This window comes from Bacillus amyloliquefaciens DSM 7 = ATCC 23350 (assembly GCF_000196735.1).
GTDB classification, from domain to species: domain Bacteria; phylum Bacillota; class Bacilli; order Bacillales; family Bacillaceae; genus Bacillus; species Bacillus amyloliquefaciens.
The window spans coordinates 3,612,411-3,628,549 of sequence record NC_014551.1 but is presented as its reverse complement, the minus strand read 5'-3'; the positions used below and the strand labels follow the sequence as shown (position 1 = coordinate 3,628,549).

Below are 16,139 nucleotides of genomic sequence, written 5' to 3'. Positions count from 1 at the left end.
TCCACGTTATGTATATGACATATTTTATCATTTTCATTCGGAAGGATAGCGCAAAAAAACCGCAATGTTTTCTTTTTAAAACCGCATGTCTGCGGATATCACTTCAAAAATCCGCTATTATCCCCGACAATTTGTACAAGCAAACAAATACATCTTCCATATTCTGTTGTATCTGCGTGAGCAGTGTATGTCTGAAAAGGAAGTGAAGATATGAGAAATAACATGCTTTCCTTTAAAGAAAAAGCAGGAGCCGCACAAGAAGATTGTTTATGTTTTTGCGAGGAAGAAGCAAGCCGTGAAGCGATGTTTCAAGCGCCGATTGAATTGCCTGAGGGGTTTGTTGTTGATCCGGCTGAAGCTGTTGCAAACGTGACGTGGAATGCAGACAGCCTTTCTTGTGTCATTGAACGCTGTTTCATTGAGACGGGGCCTGAGCCTGATGAAATCGGTGTTCAATTCGCAGTGCGCCTGCAGGGAACTGTTACGCTTCTCGTCAGTGTCTCACCAGTGCGAAATCAATATGGACAAGGGGACGGGTCTGTTTCTGTCATCCGCAATGCAGAGATTGACCAAGTCGTCTATTATTCTGATGAACCCGATGATTGCCCGGATGTCAGTGACATTACGATCGAGAACCTTGTTGTCGTTCCGCCATTCTATGGCAGTCCTTTATCGGTGACAGGCACGATTGTGCTTGTGCCGGAACCGGATCATCGATCTTACGTGTTTACTGCAAACACTGGAGACAGCACGGTTTCTGTCATTGATGCTGACGTGAATACTCTTGTAAGTACCATTTCTTTATCTGATATCCCGACTGATTTGGGTGTTACCTTGGATAAAGCGTATACGTATGTTCTCCATAGGAATGCGAATCTTGTGTCGATCATTAACAACGAAACATTAACGGTTACACAAACCATCCCTCTTGTAGGAGCCCCAAGAAAAATCCAGTTTGAAACTGGGGAGAATTTGCTTATATTCTCGCAGGAGGCAGCTCCGTTTATGAAATTAATATTTCCTCGCAAACCATTACCAATACGTTCACGGTGTCACCCGCTGCGGACGATTTTGCCCTAGACCCTAACGGACAGTTTTTCTATACGACCAACTCTGTAATTTGGGTCGTTAATAAATATGACTTAAACACCGGACAGCTGATCGAAAGTTTAAGTAACTTTGAAACACCAAATTTAATTGTAACCCCGATAATAGGGAATTTTGCTTATCTGGAAAATGGTGAGCTAGGGCCGAATGCCGTTTCTGTGATAGATTTGACAATATTTAGCGAATCTTCACGAATTAACAGACTGTTTGACGGTTTAATTACAATTGTTTTTTCTGCTGATGGGACTCGTGCGTTTTTCCTTGAGCCCTATTTTGAGGCATCCCCAGAGAATCTCACTGTCGTAGATACAGCGCAGCATACTTTTATAACAACTGCCTCTCTCCCCGGCGTCTCTGATCTCGCCGTAACACCTGATAATCAGTACATTTATGCAGCACAGCCCGACGACAATACCGTGACCGTGTACCGCACGAGCGATTATACAGCTGTGACGGTGATCCCGGTTGGCGCGGGTCCGTCTGCGATTGCAATGTAGCGATTTCATAGATCGAGAGAAGCAGAGCTGGGATAAGACAATCGTTTATAAATAAATGAGCCGATCTGCTGGATGGCAGCCAGGATGATCAAAAACAGCAGTTCACTTATGGTGAAACTGAGCATCCACCAAACCCCGGCTCCTGTCAGCGCTCCCGCAAGCCCTTTTTTGAACAGGCTGTCATGCTGGAAAAGCTGCAGCAAGTTCGTCCGCATAAAATACAATAAATACAAAATCAGTAACACCGCGAGTCCCGTTGATACGGCAAGGGACGGCCTTGACGATTTCGAACACGCAGCCGAATATGATGACTTGGCATAATACAGAAGCCATCACGTGTGTTTGGCGGACGTTTTTATAGCTCCTGCACAATCTATGTTGCTGGAAGTCGCAGCAGCTTCGATGAGACTGTGTGAGTTTCTGAAAAGCTGCTGTCATGTTTTTCACGGATTGGGTGACATAGTGATATGATTTTCTCTTCTCATAAGGAACTGCTTTTTATGAGGTTTATCTTCAAATCTAATGAGCAATGATGGTAAGATAGAAGCAGTTGAAGTTTACAAGCTGAATGATTATACTATTCAAGTCAAAGTGGAATGATGAAAAGGACGTGTCAAAATGAAGCAAGAGACACCGATAACACTCCATGTGAAGTCTGTGATCGAGGATGACGGAAATGAGGAAGTCATCGAATTCCGTACTACCGGATTTTACTATGTAAAACAACAAAAAGTGTATCTATCTTATTATGAAGAACACGACCTAGGCAAAGTAAAAACGATTGTGAAGGTGAGCGAAGGCGAAGTCCTGATCATGAGGTCAGGCGCTGTTAAAATGAATCAGCGTTTCATAACGGGAGCTTCCACAATTACGAAATATAAAATGTCATTTGGTGAGCTTGAGCTGGAAACAAGCACAAAATCGATTCAATCTGATCTCGGTGAAGAAAAAGGCCGAATCAGCATCGCATATGACATGCATGTCGGAGACGAGCAGCAGCATTTACATAATATGACGATCACGTATGAGGGAGGAACTCACGCATGAATATTGCGGAACAAATGAAGGACGTGCTGAAGGAAGAAATCAAAGCGGCCGTTCTGAAAGCGGGCCTGGCGGAAGAAAGCCAGATTCCAAGCGTACTGTTAGAAACGCCGAAAGACAAAACACACGGTGATTATTCCACAAACATGGCGATGCAGCTGGCGAGAATCGCCAAAAAAGCGCCGCGCCAAATTGCCGAGGAGATCGTGGCGGCATTTGATAAAGGCAAGGCTTCCATTGAAAAGATGGATATTGCGGGGCCGGGCTTCATCAACTTTTACATGAACAACGGCTACTTAACAAAACTGATTCCGTCCGTGCTTGAAGCCGGTGAACATTACGGAGAGACAAACGTCGGACAAGGCGAAAAGATTCAGGTGGAATTCGTGTCCGCCAACCCGACGGGAGATCTTCACTTAGGCCATGCGCGCGGCGCGGCAGTAGGTGACGTGCTGTGCAGCGTGCTTTCTAAAGCGGGCTATGATGTGAGCCGCGAATACTATATTAATGATGCGGGCAATCAGATTAACAATCTGGCGCTCTCCGTTGAAGTCCGTTATTTTGAGGCGCTCGGTCTTGAAAAACCGATGCCGGAAGACGGCTACCGGGGCGAAGATATTATCGCTATCGGGAAAAAGCTTGCCGAAGATTTCGGTGACCGCTTCGTACATGAAGAGGAGAGCGAACGTCAGGCGTTTTTCCGTGAATACGGCTTAAAGTACGAGCTTGATAAACTCCGCTCCGACCTGGAGAATTTCCGCGTGCCGTTTGACGTATGGTATTCTGAAACATCACTGTACGAAAACGGAAAAATCGATCAGGCGCTTGAGGCGCTTCGCGAAAAGGGCCATGTATACGAAGAGGACGGCGCGACATGGTTCCGTTCCACAACGTTCGGTGACGACAAAGACCGTGTGCTGATCAAAAAAGACGGCTCATACACTTATCTGCTTCCGGACATCGCATACCATAAAGACAAGCTTGACCGCGGCTTCGACAAGCTCATCAATGTGTGGGGCGCGGATCACCACGGCTATATTCCACGTATGAAAGCGGCAATTGAAGCGCTCGGTTACAAAAAAGGCACATTGGAAGTTGAAATCATTCAGCTCGTTCATTTATATAAAAACGGCGAAAAAATGAAGATGAGCAAACGTACGGGGAAAGCCGTAACGATGCGTGACCTGATTGAAGAGGTCGGCCTTGACGCGGTCCGTTATTTCTTCGCGATGCGCAGCGCCGATACGCATATGGATTTTGACCTGGATCTTGCCGTATCTACATCAAACGAAAACCCTGTGTATTACGCGCAATACGCGCATGCCCGTATTTGCAGCATGCTACGCCAAGGGGAAGAGCAGGGACTTAAACCGGCGGCAGATCTTGATTTCAGCCATATTCAATCAGAAAAAGAATACGATCTGCTGAAAACGATCGGCGGATTCCCTGAAGCTGTGGCGGAGGCGGCGGAAAAACGCATCCCGCACCGGATCACCAACTACATTTATGATTTGGCATCCGCTCTTCACAGCTTCTACAATGCGGAAAAAGTCATCGATCCTGAAAATAAAGAGAAGAGCCGCGCGCGTCTGGCTTTAATGAAAGCGACGCAAATTACGCTGAACAACGCGCTTCAGCTGATCGGCGTATCGGCTCCGGAAAAAATGTAATCATCATGAAAGGACAAAGTCTTCGGGCTTTGTCTTTTTTTTGCATATAAAGCGTGTGATGTAATTCACAATCCTGTACACCGAGTTTTTGTATGATAAGACTGATATTGAATCAGTGAAAGGGGCAAGCCGAATGATCAATCGTCAACATATTCAATTATCATTGCAGTCATTAAGCTTAGTGGCAGGGTTTATGGTGTGGGTGCTGATTTCATCACTCATTTCCCAAATGACATCAGATATTCATTTAAGCAAAGGCGAGATTTCATTGGTGACGGCGATTCCCGTTATTCTCGGATCGCTTCTCCGCATTCCATTAGGGTATTTGACGAACAGGTATGGGGCGCGGCTGATGTTTATGATCAGCTTCATCCTGCTTTTGTTTCCTGTGTTTTGGATCAGTATCGCGGATTCTCTGTTTGATTTAATCGCGGGCGGCTTTTTCTTAGGGATCGGCGGAGCGGTATTCTCCATTGGAGTGACCTCCCTTCCGAAATATTATCCGAAAGAAAAGCACGGTGCCGTCAATGGAATTTACGGTGCCGGAAACATCGGCACCGCCATTACCACATTTGCGGCGCCGGTTATTGCTCAAGCTGCGGGATGGAAAGCAACCGTGCAGATGTATCTGGTTTTGCTGGCTGTATTCGCATTACTGCACGTTTTATTCGGCGACCGGCATGAAAAGAAGGTCAAAGTTTCCGTAAAAACTCAAATGAAAGCCGTTTACCGAAATCATGTGCTTTGGTTTTTGAGCCTGTTTTATTTTATTACGTTTGGCGCCTTTGTCGCCTTTACTATCTATCTTCCGAACTTTTTGGTTGAGCATTTTGGGCTGACCCCGGCGGATGCCGGTCTGCGGACGGCCGGCTTTATTGCGGTCTCTACGCTGCTCAGGCCTGCGGGAGGATTTCTTGCTGATAAAATGAACCCGCTCCGCATTTTGATGTTCGTTTTCGCGGGTCTTACGCTATCAGGCGTTATGCTGTCATTCTCGCCGGCGATCGGCCTTTATGCGTTTGGGTCATTAACGGTGGCGGTCTGCTCAGGTATTGGGAACGGAACGGTATTTAAACTGGTGCCTTTCTATTTTTCAAAGCAGGCGGGAATTGCCAACGGGATTGTGTCTGCTATGGGCGGACTGGGCGGCTTTTTCCCTCCGCTGATTCTGGCAAGTGTATTTCAGGCAACAGGCCAATATGCCATCGGCTTTATGGCGCTTTCGGAGGTTGCGTTGGCGAGCTTTGTCCTTGTGATCTGGATGTATTGGCAGGAAAAAATGAAAACACATACAGAGAGAAGCAGTCAGAGCCTCCATTCATAATGATCCATTCACAAGATTGTTAGTTTTTCCTGGATGAGTGCAAATCAAGTCACGTTACAATAAACATACGCAACGTGACTTTCTTCGAGGTGAGTTCATGAATATTCTCTCTGTCCGAAAATCTGATAAAGAACTTCTTTCCCGCGAACTCCATGAATTGCTGAAAACGATCAGCACGAAAAGGAAAATGAAAAAACACACGTATTTGTTTCAAGAAGGAATGGATGCAGAAGAGCTTTATCTGATCCAATCAGGACTTATTGAAATCGGCAAGCTGACATCTGACGGCAAAGACCTGACGCTTAGAATCTGCCAAAAAAACGATATTGTCGGGGAACTGACATTGTTTACAGAAGAGCCGAGATATATGCTCAGCGCAAAAGTGTTAGAGGGTGGCGAGGTGCTCGTCATTAATAAAAACAAGCTGGAAAAGGAATTAATCCAAAATGGTGATTTGACTTTTGAATTTATGAAATGGATGAGCACCCATCTCCGGAAAATTCAGTCCAAAATCAGGGATCTGCTTCTTCACGGCAAAAAAGGGGCGCTCTATTCTACTCTTATCCGCTTATCAAACAGCTACGGGGTGGAACGAAGCGACGGGATTCTGATCAACATTGTGCTGAGACAAATCAGGATTTGGCTAAGTTTTGCGCGGCGGCGAGAGAAAGCGTCAACCGCATGCTGGGAGACCTTCGCAAACAAGGGGTTATTTCGATAGACGAAGCCGGGAAAATTATTTTGCACAAGCGGGACTATTTACGATGTGAGATCGAGTGTGAAAACTGTCCGCTGGAGATCTGTAATATTGACTGAAAAAACAAGGACAGCCGCTGTCCTTGTTTTTTATTACGCCATATATGTACACATGACCGCGAAAAAGAAGCCGGCGTTTGCGATTTCAAGAATGCCGATTTTTTTCGCGGACCAATCTCTCCCGTGAAAATACCATGCCCGCAAACTGCTTGGGATAAAAGCAAAAAACGCCCAGCCTGCACCGAGAAGAGCCGATAATAAGGGAAGGAGCAGATGATATCCCCATGACCAGTATGCAAATGTTCTGTTTTTTCTCTCACGGATGACTGATTTCACATAAAAAGAACTTCCGATAAAAAATAAAGCAGATTGCAAGAATAGAAACCAAGCCCAGCCGTCAAGGGCTCCCGTTCCCAGCCAGCAGCTCGCAAGCCCGCCTGAACAAAAGAACAGGACACCCGCAGCATCGTTCGTCAGCGCTCGTTCGTTTTTTCGGCGGGCATAATGCATATGGATAAGAAACAGCGGCAGTAAAGAAACGCCCACCCAGATGAGATGGGGCTTATGAACGGCAGAAACGGTCAGAAAGCAGCAGGCCGGTACACCGTAGTACCATATCCACTTTTGATAGGGTTTGAGCTGTTTCTTTTTCAAGGCAAGTGAAACGGGATAAACCGTCAAATAAAGGAAAAGCCAGCCTAGAAAGAGCGGAATATGCCAGAAAACCGGGCCTCCCTTGACCATGCCGAGTAAAAATGGAATCAGCAGCATCGCCCATGCGCCGTGCTGCTTCGGAATCATCGCCTTCATCAAAATCCTCCTTTTTACTTCATTATAAATGCAGGCATCCTCCTGATAAGTGACATTCATCATACAAGCTGTGAACTATATTCCTGCCGTGCAGGCTCAATCGGGCTACACTAAAGCTATCCTTAGCACGGGAGGCTTTCCTATGAATCAGTGTGACTATTTATTATGTCTGAAACAACTTCCTATGTTTAATGAAGTGCCTCTGTCCATCGTCGCAGCCTTATTGAAAAACGGGACGTTTATCCGCGGCTCGTCTGATCAGTCTCCATCCTTTCTTCATTCACAATCCGTATATATCGTATTAAAAGGCAGTATCCGTTTTAAGGACAGCAGGCTCCCTGAAGGCTCGCAAACCGTTGCGCTGTGGGAAAAAGGCGCTGTGTTTCCGGTTGATGAAAAAGGCGGACTGTCTCTATCGCCTTTTATCTCAGTTAATGCTTCCCCGGACATTCTGGCACTCCATATTCCATATTCTATGTTCAAGCAAATGATGTCTTACCATCCGCGGCTGCAAATGAACTTTTTGGCGATGCTTCAGCAAAATGTCTTTTGTTCCTATCAATTGTTTTTACGGTATCTCCATACATCACAGGATGAAAGCGCAGAGCCCGGTTCTTAAATAGAGCCGGGTTTTTCTTTGAATCTAAGGCGGCTAAATGATTCAGGCGCCCTTCCTTCTTCTGTATGTGGACGTTTTGTGAAAAAAGCAGAGTGTGTGACATAGTTCACAAGGTAACATGATGTCTCTGTTTATAGTGTACATAGCATCACCTGACTCGGAAGGAGTGAACGATCATGAAGAAAAAGAAAATGAGTCCGTTGTTCAGGAGATTAAACTATTTTTCTCCTATCGAACATCATTCAAATAATCATAGCCAAACCACCCAAGAAGATCGTGATTGGGAGAATGTATACAGAAACAGATGGCAGTACGACAAAGTCGTTCGCTCCACCCACGGTGTCAACTGCACGGGGTCTTGCAGCTGGAATATTTACGTGAAAAACGGAATTGTCACGTGGGAAGGACAAAACTTGAATTATCCATCTACAGGTCCGGATATGCCTGATTTCGAGCCGAGAGGCTGTCCGCGGGGGGCCAGTTTTTCGTGGTACATCTACAGCCCGCTGCGTGTGAAATACCCATACGTGCGCGGTGTGCTGATCAATTTGTGGCGGGAAGCATTGCAGGCTCATCAAAATCCATTGGATGCCTGGAAATCAATCGTCGAACACCCTGAAAAAGCGAAGTCTTATAAACAGGCAAGAGGGAAAGGCGGTTTTGTGCGCGCTGAATGGCCGGAGGTGCTGAAGCTGATCTCGGCCTCTCTGCTGTATACAGTGATGAAATACGGGCCTGACCGGAATGTCGGTTTTTCCCCGATTCCGGCGATGTCCATGATCAGCCATGCGTCAGGCTCCCGGTTTATGTCTTTAATGGGCGGCCCAATGCTCAGTTTTTATGACTGGTATGCGGATCTTCCCCCGGCGTCCCCGCAAATTTGGGGTGACCAGACGGACGTTCCGGAAAGCAGTGATTGGTACAATTCCGGCTATATCATCACATGGGGCTCAAACGTTCCGTTGACGAGAACGCCTGATGCGCATTTTTTGGCGGAAGCCCGCTATAAAGGCGCCAAGGTCATTTCAGTCAGCCCGGATTTTGCGGAATCCTCCAAGTTCGCCGATGACTGGCTGAGTATCCGCCAAGGGACTGACGGGGCGCTTGCGATGGCAACGGGTCACGTCATTTTGCAGGAATTTTACGTGAATCAAGAGACAGAGCATTTTATCAAGTATGCAAAGCAATACACGGATTTTCCATTCCTCGTTACCCTGTCAAAAAAAAATGGCGTGTATACAGCGGGGCGGTTTCTGCATGCGAAGGACATCGGGCGGCAGACAAAGCATGATCAGTGGAAGCCCGCGGTCTGGAATGAACAGACAGGCGCGTTTGCCATACCGCAAGGAACAATGGGCTCCCGCTGGGACGGTCAGAAGAAATGGAACCTGCATATGATCGATGAAGACACCGGGGAACAGATCGAGCCCCGTCTCTCTGTACTTGGAATAGAGGACGAAATTGGCACGGTGCGCATTCCGTATTTTTCAAATGACGGAAACAAAGTGCTTGAGCGGGATCTTCCGATTAAAAAAGTAAACCTGAATGGCGAAGAGGTGTACGTCACGACCGTGTTTGACTTGATATTGGCCAACTACGGCGTGAACCGGGGCATCGGCAAACAAGCAGCTGTATCCTATGATGATCCTCGTCCGTTTACACCTGGCTGGCAGGAACGGATCACAGGAATTAAAAGAGAAGCCGTCATTCAGATTGCCAGGGAGTTTGCCCAAAATGCGATCGATACGGACGGCAGATCCATGATTATCGTCGGGGCGGGGATCAACCACTGGTTCAACTCCGACACGATCTACCGTGCGGTGTTAAATCTTGTTTTACTCGTAGGCGCGCAAGGCGTAAACGGCGGAGGCTGGGCTCATTATGTGGGACAGGAAAAGCTCCGTCCCGCTGAAGGATGGCAGACGATTGCAACTGCAAAGGACTGGGAAGGCGTGCCTAAGCAGCAAAACGGCACCTCATTTTTCTACTTTGAGACAGATCAGTGGCGTTATGAGGACCAGCCGATCAGCGATTTGGCTTCACCGATTGCTGCGTCATCCCGCTACAAGCATCACGCTGATTACAATGTGCTGGCTGCCAGATTAGGATGGCTGCCGTCTTATCCGACATTCAATCAAAACGGCATTGATTTGTACAAAGAAGCTGAAAAAGCGGGGGCGGCGGCACCAGAAGACGTCGGTGCGTACGTGGCCTCACAGCTTCAAGAGAAAAAGCTGAAATTCGCGATTGAAGATCCTGACAATGAAGTGAACTTCCCAAGGAATCTCTTCGTATGGCGGGCCAATCTGATCTCCAGCTCAGGAAAAGGGCACGAATATTTTCTCAAGCATCTGCTGGGGACGACAAACGGTTTGATGAATGACGACAGCGACAGCATCCGTCCTGAAGAAATCAAATGGCGGGAGCAGGCGCCGGAAGGAAAGCTTGACTTGTTAATCAATCTTGATTTTCGAATGGCGGGTACGGCGCTGTATTCCGATATCGTGCTGCCGGCGGCGACATGGTATGAAAAACACGATCTCAGCAGTACGGATATGCATCCGTTCATTCACCCTTTTGCTCCGGCCATCTCGGCACCGTGGGAATCGAGGTCAGACTGGGATATTTTCAAAGCCCTCTCAAAAGCGGTTTCCGATCTTGCGGAAGAAGTCGAGATGGAGCCGGTGAAAGAGGTTGTCGCGACGCCGCTCCTTCATGACACCATGCAGGAATTGGCCCAGCCGTTCGGCAAAATCAATGACTGGAGCAAAGGTGAATGTGAAGCGATTCCGGGAAAAACGATGCCGAATATCCAAGTCGTCGAACGGGATTACAAGCATATTTTTCATAAAATGACCGCGCTCGGTCCAAACGCTGCTTTAAAACCGAGCGGAACAAAAGGCATGAGCTGGTCGATAGCCGATGAATATGAATCACTCAAAAAGAGACTGGGAGAAACCGAAACGGACAGTGTTGCAAAGGGATGCCCGAATATAAGTGAAGCAAAGCAGGCGGCGGAAGCGATTTTAACCCTGTCGTCCACTTCAAATGGAAAAGTCGCCGTCAAAGCATGGGAGTCACTTGAAAACATCACAAATCTGAAGCTGAAAGACCTTGCGGAAGAGCGGGAGGAAGAATGCTTTACGTTCGAGCAAATTACAGCCCAGCCGAAAACGGTCATCACCTCTCCGGCCTTTACCGGCTCAGAAAAAGGGGGGCGCAGATACTCGCCGTTTACGACAAATGTGGAAAAATTAATCCCATGGCGGACACTGACGGGCAGACAATCCTACTATGTCGATCATGAACTGATGATGGAATTCGGTGAAACGATGGCGACATTTAAACCGATCCTTCAGCACCGTCCGTTTCTGAGCAAGCGGCCTGATCAGGAGGGGAAAGAAATCGTCCTCAACTATTTGACGCCGCATAATAAATGGTCCGTCCACAGCATGTATTTCGATTCCCTGCCGATGCTGACGCTGTTCCGCGGAGGGCCGACCGTGTGGATGAATAAAGATGACGCAGAGGACACGGATATCAAGGACAATGATTGGATTGAATGTTTCAACCGAAACGGTGTTGTCGTCGCGAGAGCTGTTTTGTCCCACCGGATTCCTAAAGGGATGGCGTTTATGCATCATGCTCAGGACCGCCACATCAACGTGCCCGGCACAAAGCTGACGAATAACCGGGGCGGCACCCATAATAGCCCGACAAGGATTCACGTCAAGCCGACACAGATGATCGGAGGCTACGCCCAGCTCAGCTACGGCTTTAATTATTACGGTCCGACAGGGAACCAGCGTGACCTGAATGTCGTCATCCGCAAGCTGAAGGAGGTCGATTGGCTTGAAGATTAAAGCGCAAATCGGTATGGTCATGAACTTGGATAAATGCATCGGCTGCCACACATGCAGCGTCACCTGCAAAAACACGTGGACAAACCGCTCCGGTGCGGAATATATGTACTTCAATAATGTAGAAACAAAGCCGGGCATCGGCTACCCGAAGCAATGGGAGGATCAGGACAAATATAAAGGCGGCTGGACTTTAAAAAAAGGAAAGCTCGGGCTGAAATCCGGCCCGAAAACGAATCGGCTGGCAGGCCTTTTCTATAATCCGAATCAGCCGACGATTGATGATTACTATGAACCTTGGAATTATGATTATGAAACATTAACAAACAGTCCGCAGAAAAAACACCAGCCGGTGGCGCGCCCGAAATCGTCACTGACGGGGGATTTCATGAATATCGAATGGGGCCCGAACTGGGAGGATGATCTCGCGGGCGGCCACATTACGGGGCTTGAAGATCCAAACGTGCAAAAAATGGAGGAATCGATCAAAACGGAATTCGATGAAGTCTTTATGATGTATCTGCCGCGTATTTGCGAGCACTGCATCAACCCGGCGTGCGTCTCATCCTGCCCGTCCGGCGCCATGTACAAACGCGAGGAAGACGGCATTGTGCTCGTGGATCAAAACGCCTGCCGTTCATGGAGATATTGCGTCTCATCCTGTCCTTATAAAAAAGTCTATTTTAACTGGAAAACAAACAAAGCGGAAAAATGCACACTCTGCTTTCCGCGTTTGGAGGCGGGACTGCCGACCATCTGCTCTGAGACGTGTGTTGGCAGAATCCGCTACCTCGGCGTCATGCTGTACGACGCGGACAAAGTGGAGGAAGCGGCATCTGTTGAAAATGAAAAGGATCTCTATCATTCCCAATTGGACGTTTTTCTCGATCCGAATGATCCTGAGGTTGCCAGACTGGCAAAAGAACAAGGCATCCCGGATGAATGGATAGAGGCCGCGCGAAAATCGCCGATCTATAAAATGATCATCGACTGGAAGATTGCGCTCCCGCTTCATCCTGAGTACCGCACGCTGCCGATGGTTTGGTACATACCGCCGCTCAGCCCGATTATGAATCTCTTTGAAGGAAAAGGCAGCCGGCAAACGGCGGAAGACATTTTTCCGGCTATCGACCAAATGAGAATCCCGATTGACTACTTGGCGCAGCTATTAACGGCGGGAGACACGGACCATATTCGGTCAACGTTAAAGAAAATGTCTGTCATGCGCCAGTATATGAGAGCAGTCCAGACGAATAAATCCATTGACCCGGCACTCATCTCCAGTGTCGGTCTGACAGAACGGCAAATTGAAGACATGTATCGGCTGCTGGCGATCGCCAAATATGACGACCGCTTTGTGATTCCGAGCAGCCATCGGGAAGAAGTGTCAGATTTATACGCTGAACAAGGGAGCTGCGGCTTATCATTTTCAGGCGGCCCCGGGTCTTGTTTCTAATTTTTGAAAAATGAGGTGTAACAAGATGAACACCATAGACCGGCAAATTACGTTCTCCGCTCTTTCCTGTCTTCTCTCTTATCCGGACGAAGACTGGAGAGCTGAGCTTCCTGATTGGAAGACTCTTCTCCTTGACATCAGCAGCCAGGAAATCCGGGAGAAGCTGCTGCGCTTTTTGAAGGCGGCAGCCGGATTTTCTCAGGAAGCGCTGATTGAACACTATGTCTATACGTTCGATTTCGGGAAAAAAACGAACATGTATGTCACCTACTTTAACTCAGGCGAGCAAAGGGAACGCGGCATTGAATTGCTGCATTTAAAGAACACATACCAGCAATCCGGTTTCCTCCCGACAGAGAAAGAACTGCCTGATTATCTGCCGCTTATGCTTGAATTTGCGGCGATTGCGGAAATTGAAGCCGCAAGAAGCGTATTTGAGAAATATCTGTCCAATGTGAGGGAGCTGGCGTCCCGCCTCGAAAAAAATGACAGCATATACGCCGGGCTGCTGCATGTCCTGCTTGCCGCGCTGGAAGATATCGGCGTACATGAAAGCAAAGAAGGGGCTGTTCAGGCATGAACGGGCAGATCCTCTGGGGCGTGATGCCATACATTGTATTGACGATCTTTATCGGCGGACATATTTACCGCTATCAGCATGACCAGTTTGGCTGGACGGCTAAATCAAGCGAGCTGTTGGAAAAGAAAAAACTTGCGGCGGGCAGCACCCTTTTTCATTGGGGCCTGCTGTGCGTCATCGGCGGCCATATCATGGGAATTCTGATTCCGGAAGCCGTGTACTCCGCCATTGACATTTCCGAGCATACGTATCACAAAATGGCGATTGGCGCGGGCCTGCCTGCAGGGGTCGCGGCGTGTATCGGCCTGTTCATCCTGACGTACAGAAGGCTGTTTGACAAAAGAATCCGCAACACCAGCTCGCCGGCGGATTTTCTCACGCTCATTCTGCTGCTGTTTATGATGCTGACGGGCGTTGCGGCCACGTTTCTCAACATTGATTCGAAAGGCTTTGATTACCGGACAACAGTGGGGCCGTGGTTCAGGGAGCTCATTTTGTTCAGGCCTGATGCCTCTTTGATGGAGAGTGTCCCGCTATGGTTTAAGTTTCATATCATCATTGGATACATCGTTTTTATCCTCTGGCCGTTTACGAGATTGGTTCACGTGTTCAGCCTGCCGCTCAAGTACTTGACTCGCAGCTATGTTGTATATCGAAAACGCTAAACACCTCCTTGCAAAAGGGGAATAATTTTTTCAACGGTTGCTGAAAACGCTCTTCTCCTTCATCACAGGAAGCCTCATCATAAGCCTTTCCGCTCGGGCGGGGAGGCTTTTTCATATGTTTACAGGCCGGAGAATAGAGGGTATAAAGAGATATCGGATCAGATTGGAGAGAGTCGGGATGCTGAAAAGGAGACTGGAATTTTGCTTTTTATATATGATGCTGATCGGAGCATATGTCATATGGTTTTTTCCGGTTTCCAGGCTTGAGTTTTACGGCGGATTGCTTTGCTATGCAAGCATTATCCTGTTCAGCATTTATTCGTTAATCTTAGAAAACCGCACCTCGCAGCACACGCTGTTATGGATCCACATTCTTATCTTTTTTCCGATCGCCGGGTACTTATTTTACCTATTCTCCGGCCAGCTTTATGAAAAAGGCAAGCTGTTCAGGTCAAAACGGACGTATAACCGGGAAAAGCTGAGAACGATATTTGATATGGAGCAAACTCCCGACCTGTCCGGATTGAAAGGAAATCAGAAGCGTTTCTTTCAATATTCAATCAAAGCTGCCCACATGAATATCAATACAAAAAGCAGGCTGAAGGTGCTCAAAAACGGGGATGAAACTTTTCCGGAGCTGTTTGAAGCGCTCCGGGGGGCAGCATCATTTATACATATTGAATATTACCTGTTCAAATCAGACATGCTCGGGCACAAGATGATGGAGATTATGATGGAGAAAGCGCGTCAAGGCGTGGAAGTGCGGTTTTTGTTCGATGCGGCCGGCAGCCTGAAGCTGTCCGGAAAAGATATTAAAAAACTGAAACGCGCGGGCGTGAACATCGTCCCGTTCCTGCCGCTGAAATACGGCTTTTTCAACCAGAAATTCAATTTCAGAAATCACCGCAAGATCGTCGTCGTTGACGGGGAAATTGGTTTTGTCGGCGGGCTGAATGTCGGCAAGGAATATATCAGCAAAGACAAAAACGTCGGCTTTTGGCGCGACACCCATATGAAAGTCGAAGGAGAAATCGTTCAGACGCTCCACAGCATTTTTATGCTTGATTGGGAATACGTTTCTGATGAGGTGCTTATTGATCAGAAAGCATACAGCCGCCCGGTTCCGGCAGAAAGCGGCGGCGTCTATCAAGTCGTTCCGACAGGCCCCGATATGAAGGAGCGGATGAGCGATCTGTATTATGCCATGATCGCGGCGGCCGAATCGTCTGTATGGATCGCGACGCCTTATTTCGTGCCGAATGAGCCGATCCGCACGGCGTTAAAGGAGGCTGCCGCAAGAGGCGTCCAAGTGCGTGTTGTCATGGTGCCGGAAACCAATGACGGGTTTCTAACCCAGTATGCGACGAGGTCTTATTTCCCCGAGCTTCTTCGGGAAGGAATTGAAGTCTATTCCTATCAAAAGGGCTTTATGCATCAAAAGGTACTCATCACCGACGGAAACCTTGCTTCTGTCGGGACGGCGAATATGGACATGAGAAGCTTTCAGCTGAACTTTGAAGTCAATGTGTTTTTTACAGATCAAGAGGCGGTCAAAGATCTTGAAGCGCATTATCTGGAGGATATGAGAGAGTCTGAGAAAATCAGCCCCGTCCGTTTTTATAAGCGCGCATTATGGGAAAGAACGAAGGAATCCTTCGCACGGCTATTTTCAGGCGTTTTGTAAAAAACGCTTTAAAAACTCCTTGTGTATAGTATAATTGAGAAATATTATCATTGAGTGCGAGGCGCAA

Annotated in this window: 10 protein-coding genes and 3 pseudogenes; 11 read left to right on the top strand and 2 right to left on the bottom strand. The window is 47.7% G+C overall.

Annotated features, from left to right (window positions below; translation table 11 throughout):
• Positions 1–210 precede the first annotated feature (210 nt).
• Positions 211–1,604 (top strand): annotated as a pseudogene (locus BAMF_RS38680) (YncE family protein).
• Positions 1,605–1,609: 5 nt separating this feature from the next.
• Here the strand turns inward: BAMF_RS38680 and BAMF_RS41945 are convergent.
• Positions 1,610–2,069, bottom strand: a pseudogene (locus BAMF_RS41945) (bacteriocin biosynthesis protein AlbG); the annotation flags it as partial.
• A gap of 153 nt (positions 2,070–2,222) precedes the next feature.
• Between BAMF_RS41945 and BAMF_RS38670 the strand changes: the two are divergent.
• The 4 genes and pseudogenes from BAMF_RS38670 (at position 2,223) to BAMF_RS38655 (ending at position 6,458) form a co-directional block, all read left to right on the top strand.
• On the top strand, positions 2,223–2,651 hold the full coding sequence (locus BAMF_RS38670) for a YwiB family protein (RefSeq protein ID WP_013353951.1): 429 nt from the start codon (positions 2,223–2,225) through the stop codon (positions 2,649–2,651).
• Positions 2,648–4,318, top strand: coding sequence for an arginine--tRNA ligase (gene argS / locus BAMF_RS38665; RefSeq protein WP_013353950.1), 1,671 nt, complete (start codon positions 2,648–2,650; stop codon positions 4,316–4,318). Before BAMF_RS38670 ends, argS begins: the two co-directional genes overlap by 4 nt.
• A gap of 133 nt (positions 4,319–4,451) precedes the next feature.
• Positions 4,452–5,642: a nitrate transporter NarK gene (gene narK, locus BAMF_RS38660; protein WP_013353949.1), complete on the top strand. Its 1,191-nt coding sequence runs from the start codon at positions 4,452–4,454 to the stop codon at positions 5,640–5,642.
• Between the two features lie 97 nt (positions 5,643–5,739).
• A pseudogene (locus tag BAMF_RS38655) lies at positions 5,740–6,458 on the top strand (Crp/Fnr family transcriptional regulator).
• A 33-nt stretch (positions 6,459–6,491) separates the two neighbouring features.
• Here BAMF_RS38655 and BAMF_RS38650 read toward each other — a convergent pair.
• The gene (locus BAMF_RS38650) at positions 6,492–7,208 is read right to left on the bottom strand and encodes a YwiC-like family protein (RefSeq protein ID WP_013353947.1); all 717 of its coding nucleotides are present in this window, start codon (positions 7,206–7,208) and stop codon (positions 6,492–6,494) included.
• 142 nt (positions 7,209–7,350) lie between these two features.
• Here BAMF_RS38650 and BAMF_RS38645 point away from each other — a divergent pair, with 142 nt between their 5' ends.
• The 6 genes from BAMF_RS38645 to cls all read left to right on the top strand — a co-directional run bounded on the left by BAMF_RS38645 (position 7,351) and on the right by cls (position 16,072).
• Complete coding sequence (locus BAMF_RS38645) at positions 7,351–7,827, top strand: cyclic nucleotide-binding domain-containing protein (protein ID WP_014471162.1); 477 nt, start codon at positions 7,351–7,353, stop codon at positions 7,825–7,827.
• Positions 7,828–8,003: 176 nt separating this feature from the next.
• Positions 8,004–11,690 carry a nitrate reductase subunit alpha gene (locus BAMF_RS38640; protein ID WP_013353945.1) on the top strand — a complete coding sequence of 1,229 codons (3,687 nt, stop codon included), beginning with the start codon at positions 8,004–8,006 and terminating at the stop codon, positions 11,688–11,690.
• Positions 11,680–13,143 (top strand): nitrate reductase subunit beta, encoded by a 1,464-nt coding sequence (narH, locus tag BAMF_RS38635; protein ID WP_013353944.1) that lies wholly within the window; start codon positions 11,680–11,682, stop codon positions 13,141–13,143. The genes BAMF_RS38640 and narH overlap by 11 nt, the downstream gene beginning before the upstream one ends.
• A 25-nt stretch (positions 13,144–13,168) precedes the next feature.
• The gene (gene narJ / locus BAMF_RS38630; RefSeq protein WP_013353943.1) at positions 13,169–13,723 is read left to right on the top strand and encodes a nitrate reductase molybdenum cofactor assembly chaperone; all 555 of its coding nucleotides are present in this window, start codon (positions 13,169–13,171) and stop codon (positions 13,721–13,723) included.
• A complete protein-coding gene (narI, locus tag BAMF_RS38625) occupies positions 13,720–14,388 on the top strand; it encodes a respiratory nitrate reductase subunit gamma (RefSeq protein ID WP_013353942.1) in 669 nt (222 codons plus the stop codon). The genes narJ and narI overlap by 4 nt, the downstream gene beginning before the upstream one ends.
• Positions 14,389–14,566: 178 nt before the next feature.
• The gene (cls, locus tag BAMF_RS38620; protein ID WP_013353941.1) at positions 14,567–16,072 is read left to right on the top strand and encodes a cardiolipin synthase; all 1,506 of its coding nucleotides are present in this window, start codon (positions 14,567–14,569) and stop codon (positions 16,070–16,072) included.
• The last annotated feature ends 67 nt before the right edge of the window (positions 16,073–16,139 follow it).

What these genes read in the sequence shown, in the direction of transcription:
- narK (WP_013353949.1), top strand. Translation starts at nt 4,452, where the DNA reads ATGATCAATCGTCAACATATTCAATTATCATTGCAGTCATTAAGCTTA.
- BAMF_RS38650 (WP_013353947.1), bottom strand. Translation starts at nt 7,208, where the DNA reads ATGAAGGCGATGATTCCGAAGCAGCACGGCGCATGGGCGATGCTGCTG.
- BAMF_RS38670 (WP_013353951.1), top strand. Translation starts at nt 2,223, where the DNA reads ATGAAGCAAGAGACACCGATAACACTCCATGTGAAGTCTGTGATCGAG.
- narJ (WP_013353943.1), top strand. Translation starts at nt 13,169, where the DNA reads ATGAACACCATAGACCGGCAAATTACGTTCTCCGCTCTTTCCTGTCTT.
- BAMF_RS38645 (WP_014471162.1), top strand. Translation starts at nt 7,351, where the DNA reads ATGAATCAGTGTGACTATTTATTATGTCTGAAACAACTTCCTATGTTT.
- BAMF_RS38640 (WP_013353945.1), top strand. Translation starts at nt 8,004, where the DNA reads ATGAAGAAAAAGAAAATGAGTCCGTTGTTCAGGAGATTAAACTATTTT.
- narI (WP_013353942.1), top strand. Translation starts at nt 13,720, where the DNA reads ATGAACGGGCAGATCCTCTGGGGCGTGATGCCATACATTGTATTGACG.
- cls (WP_013353941.1), top strand. Translation starts at nt 14,567, where the DNA reads ATGCTGAAAAGGAGACTGGAATTTTGCTTTTTATATATGATGCTGATC.
- argS (WP_013353950.1), top strand. Translation starts at nt 2,648, where the DNA reads ATGAATATTGCGGAACAAATGAAGGACGTGCTGAAGGAAGAAATCAAA.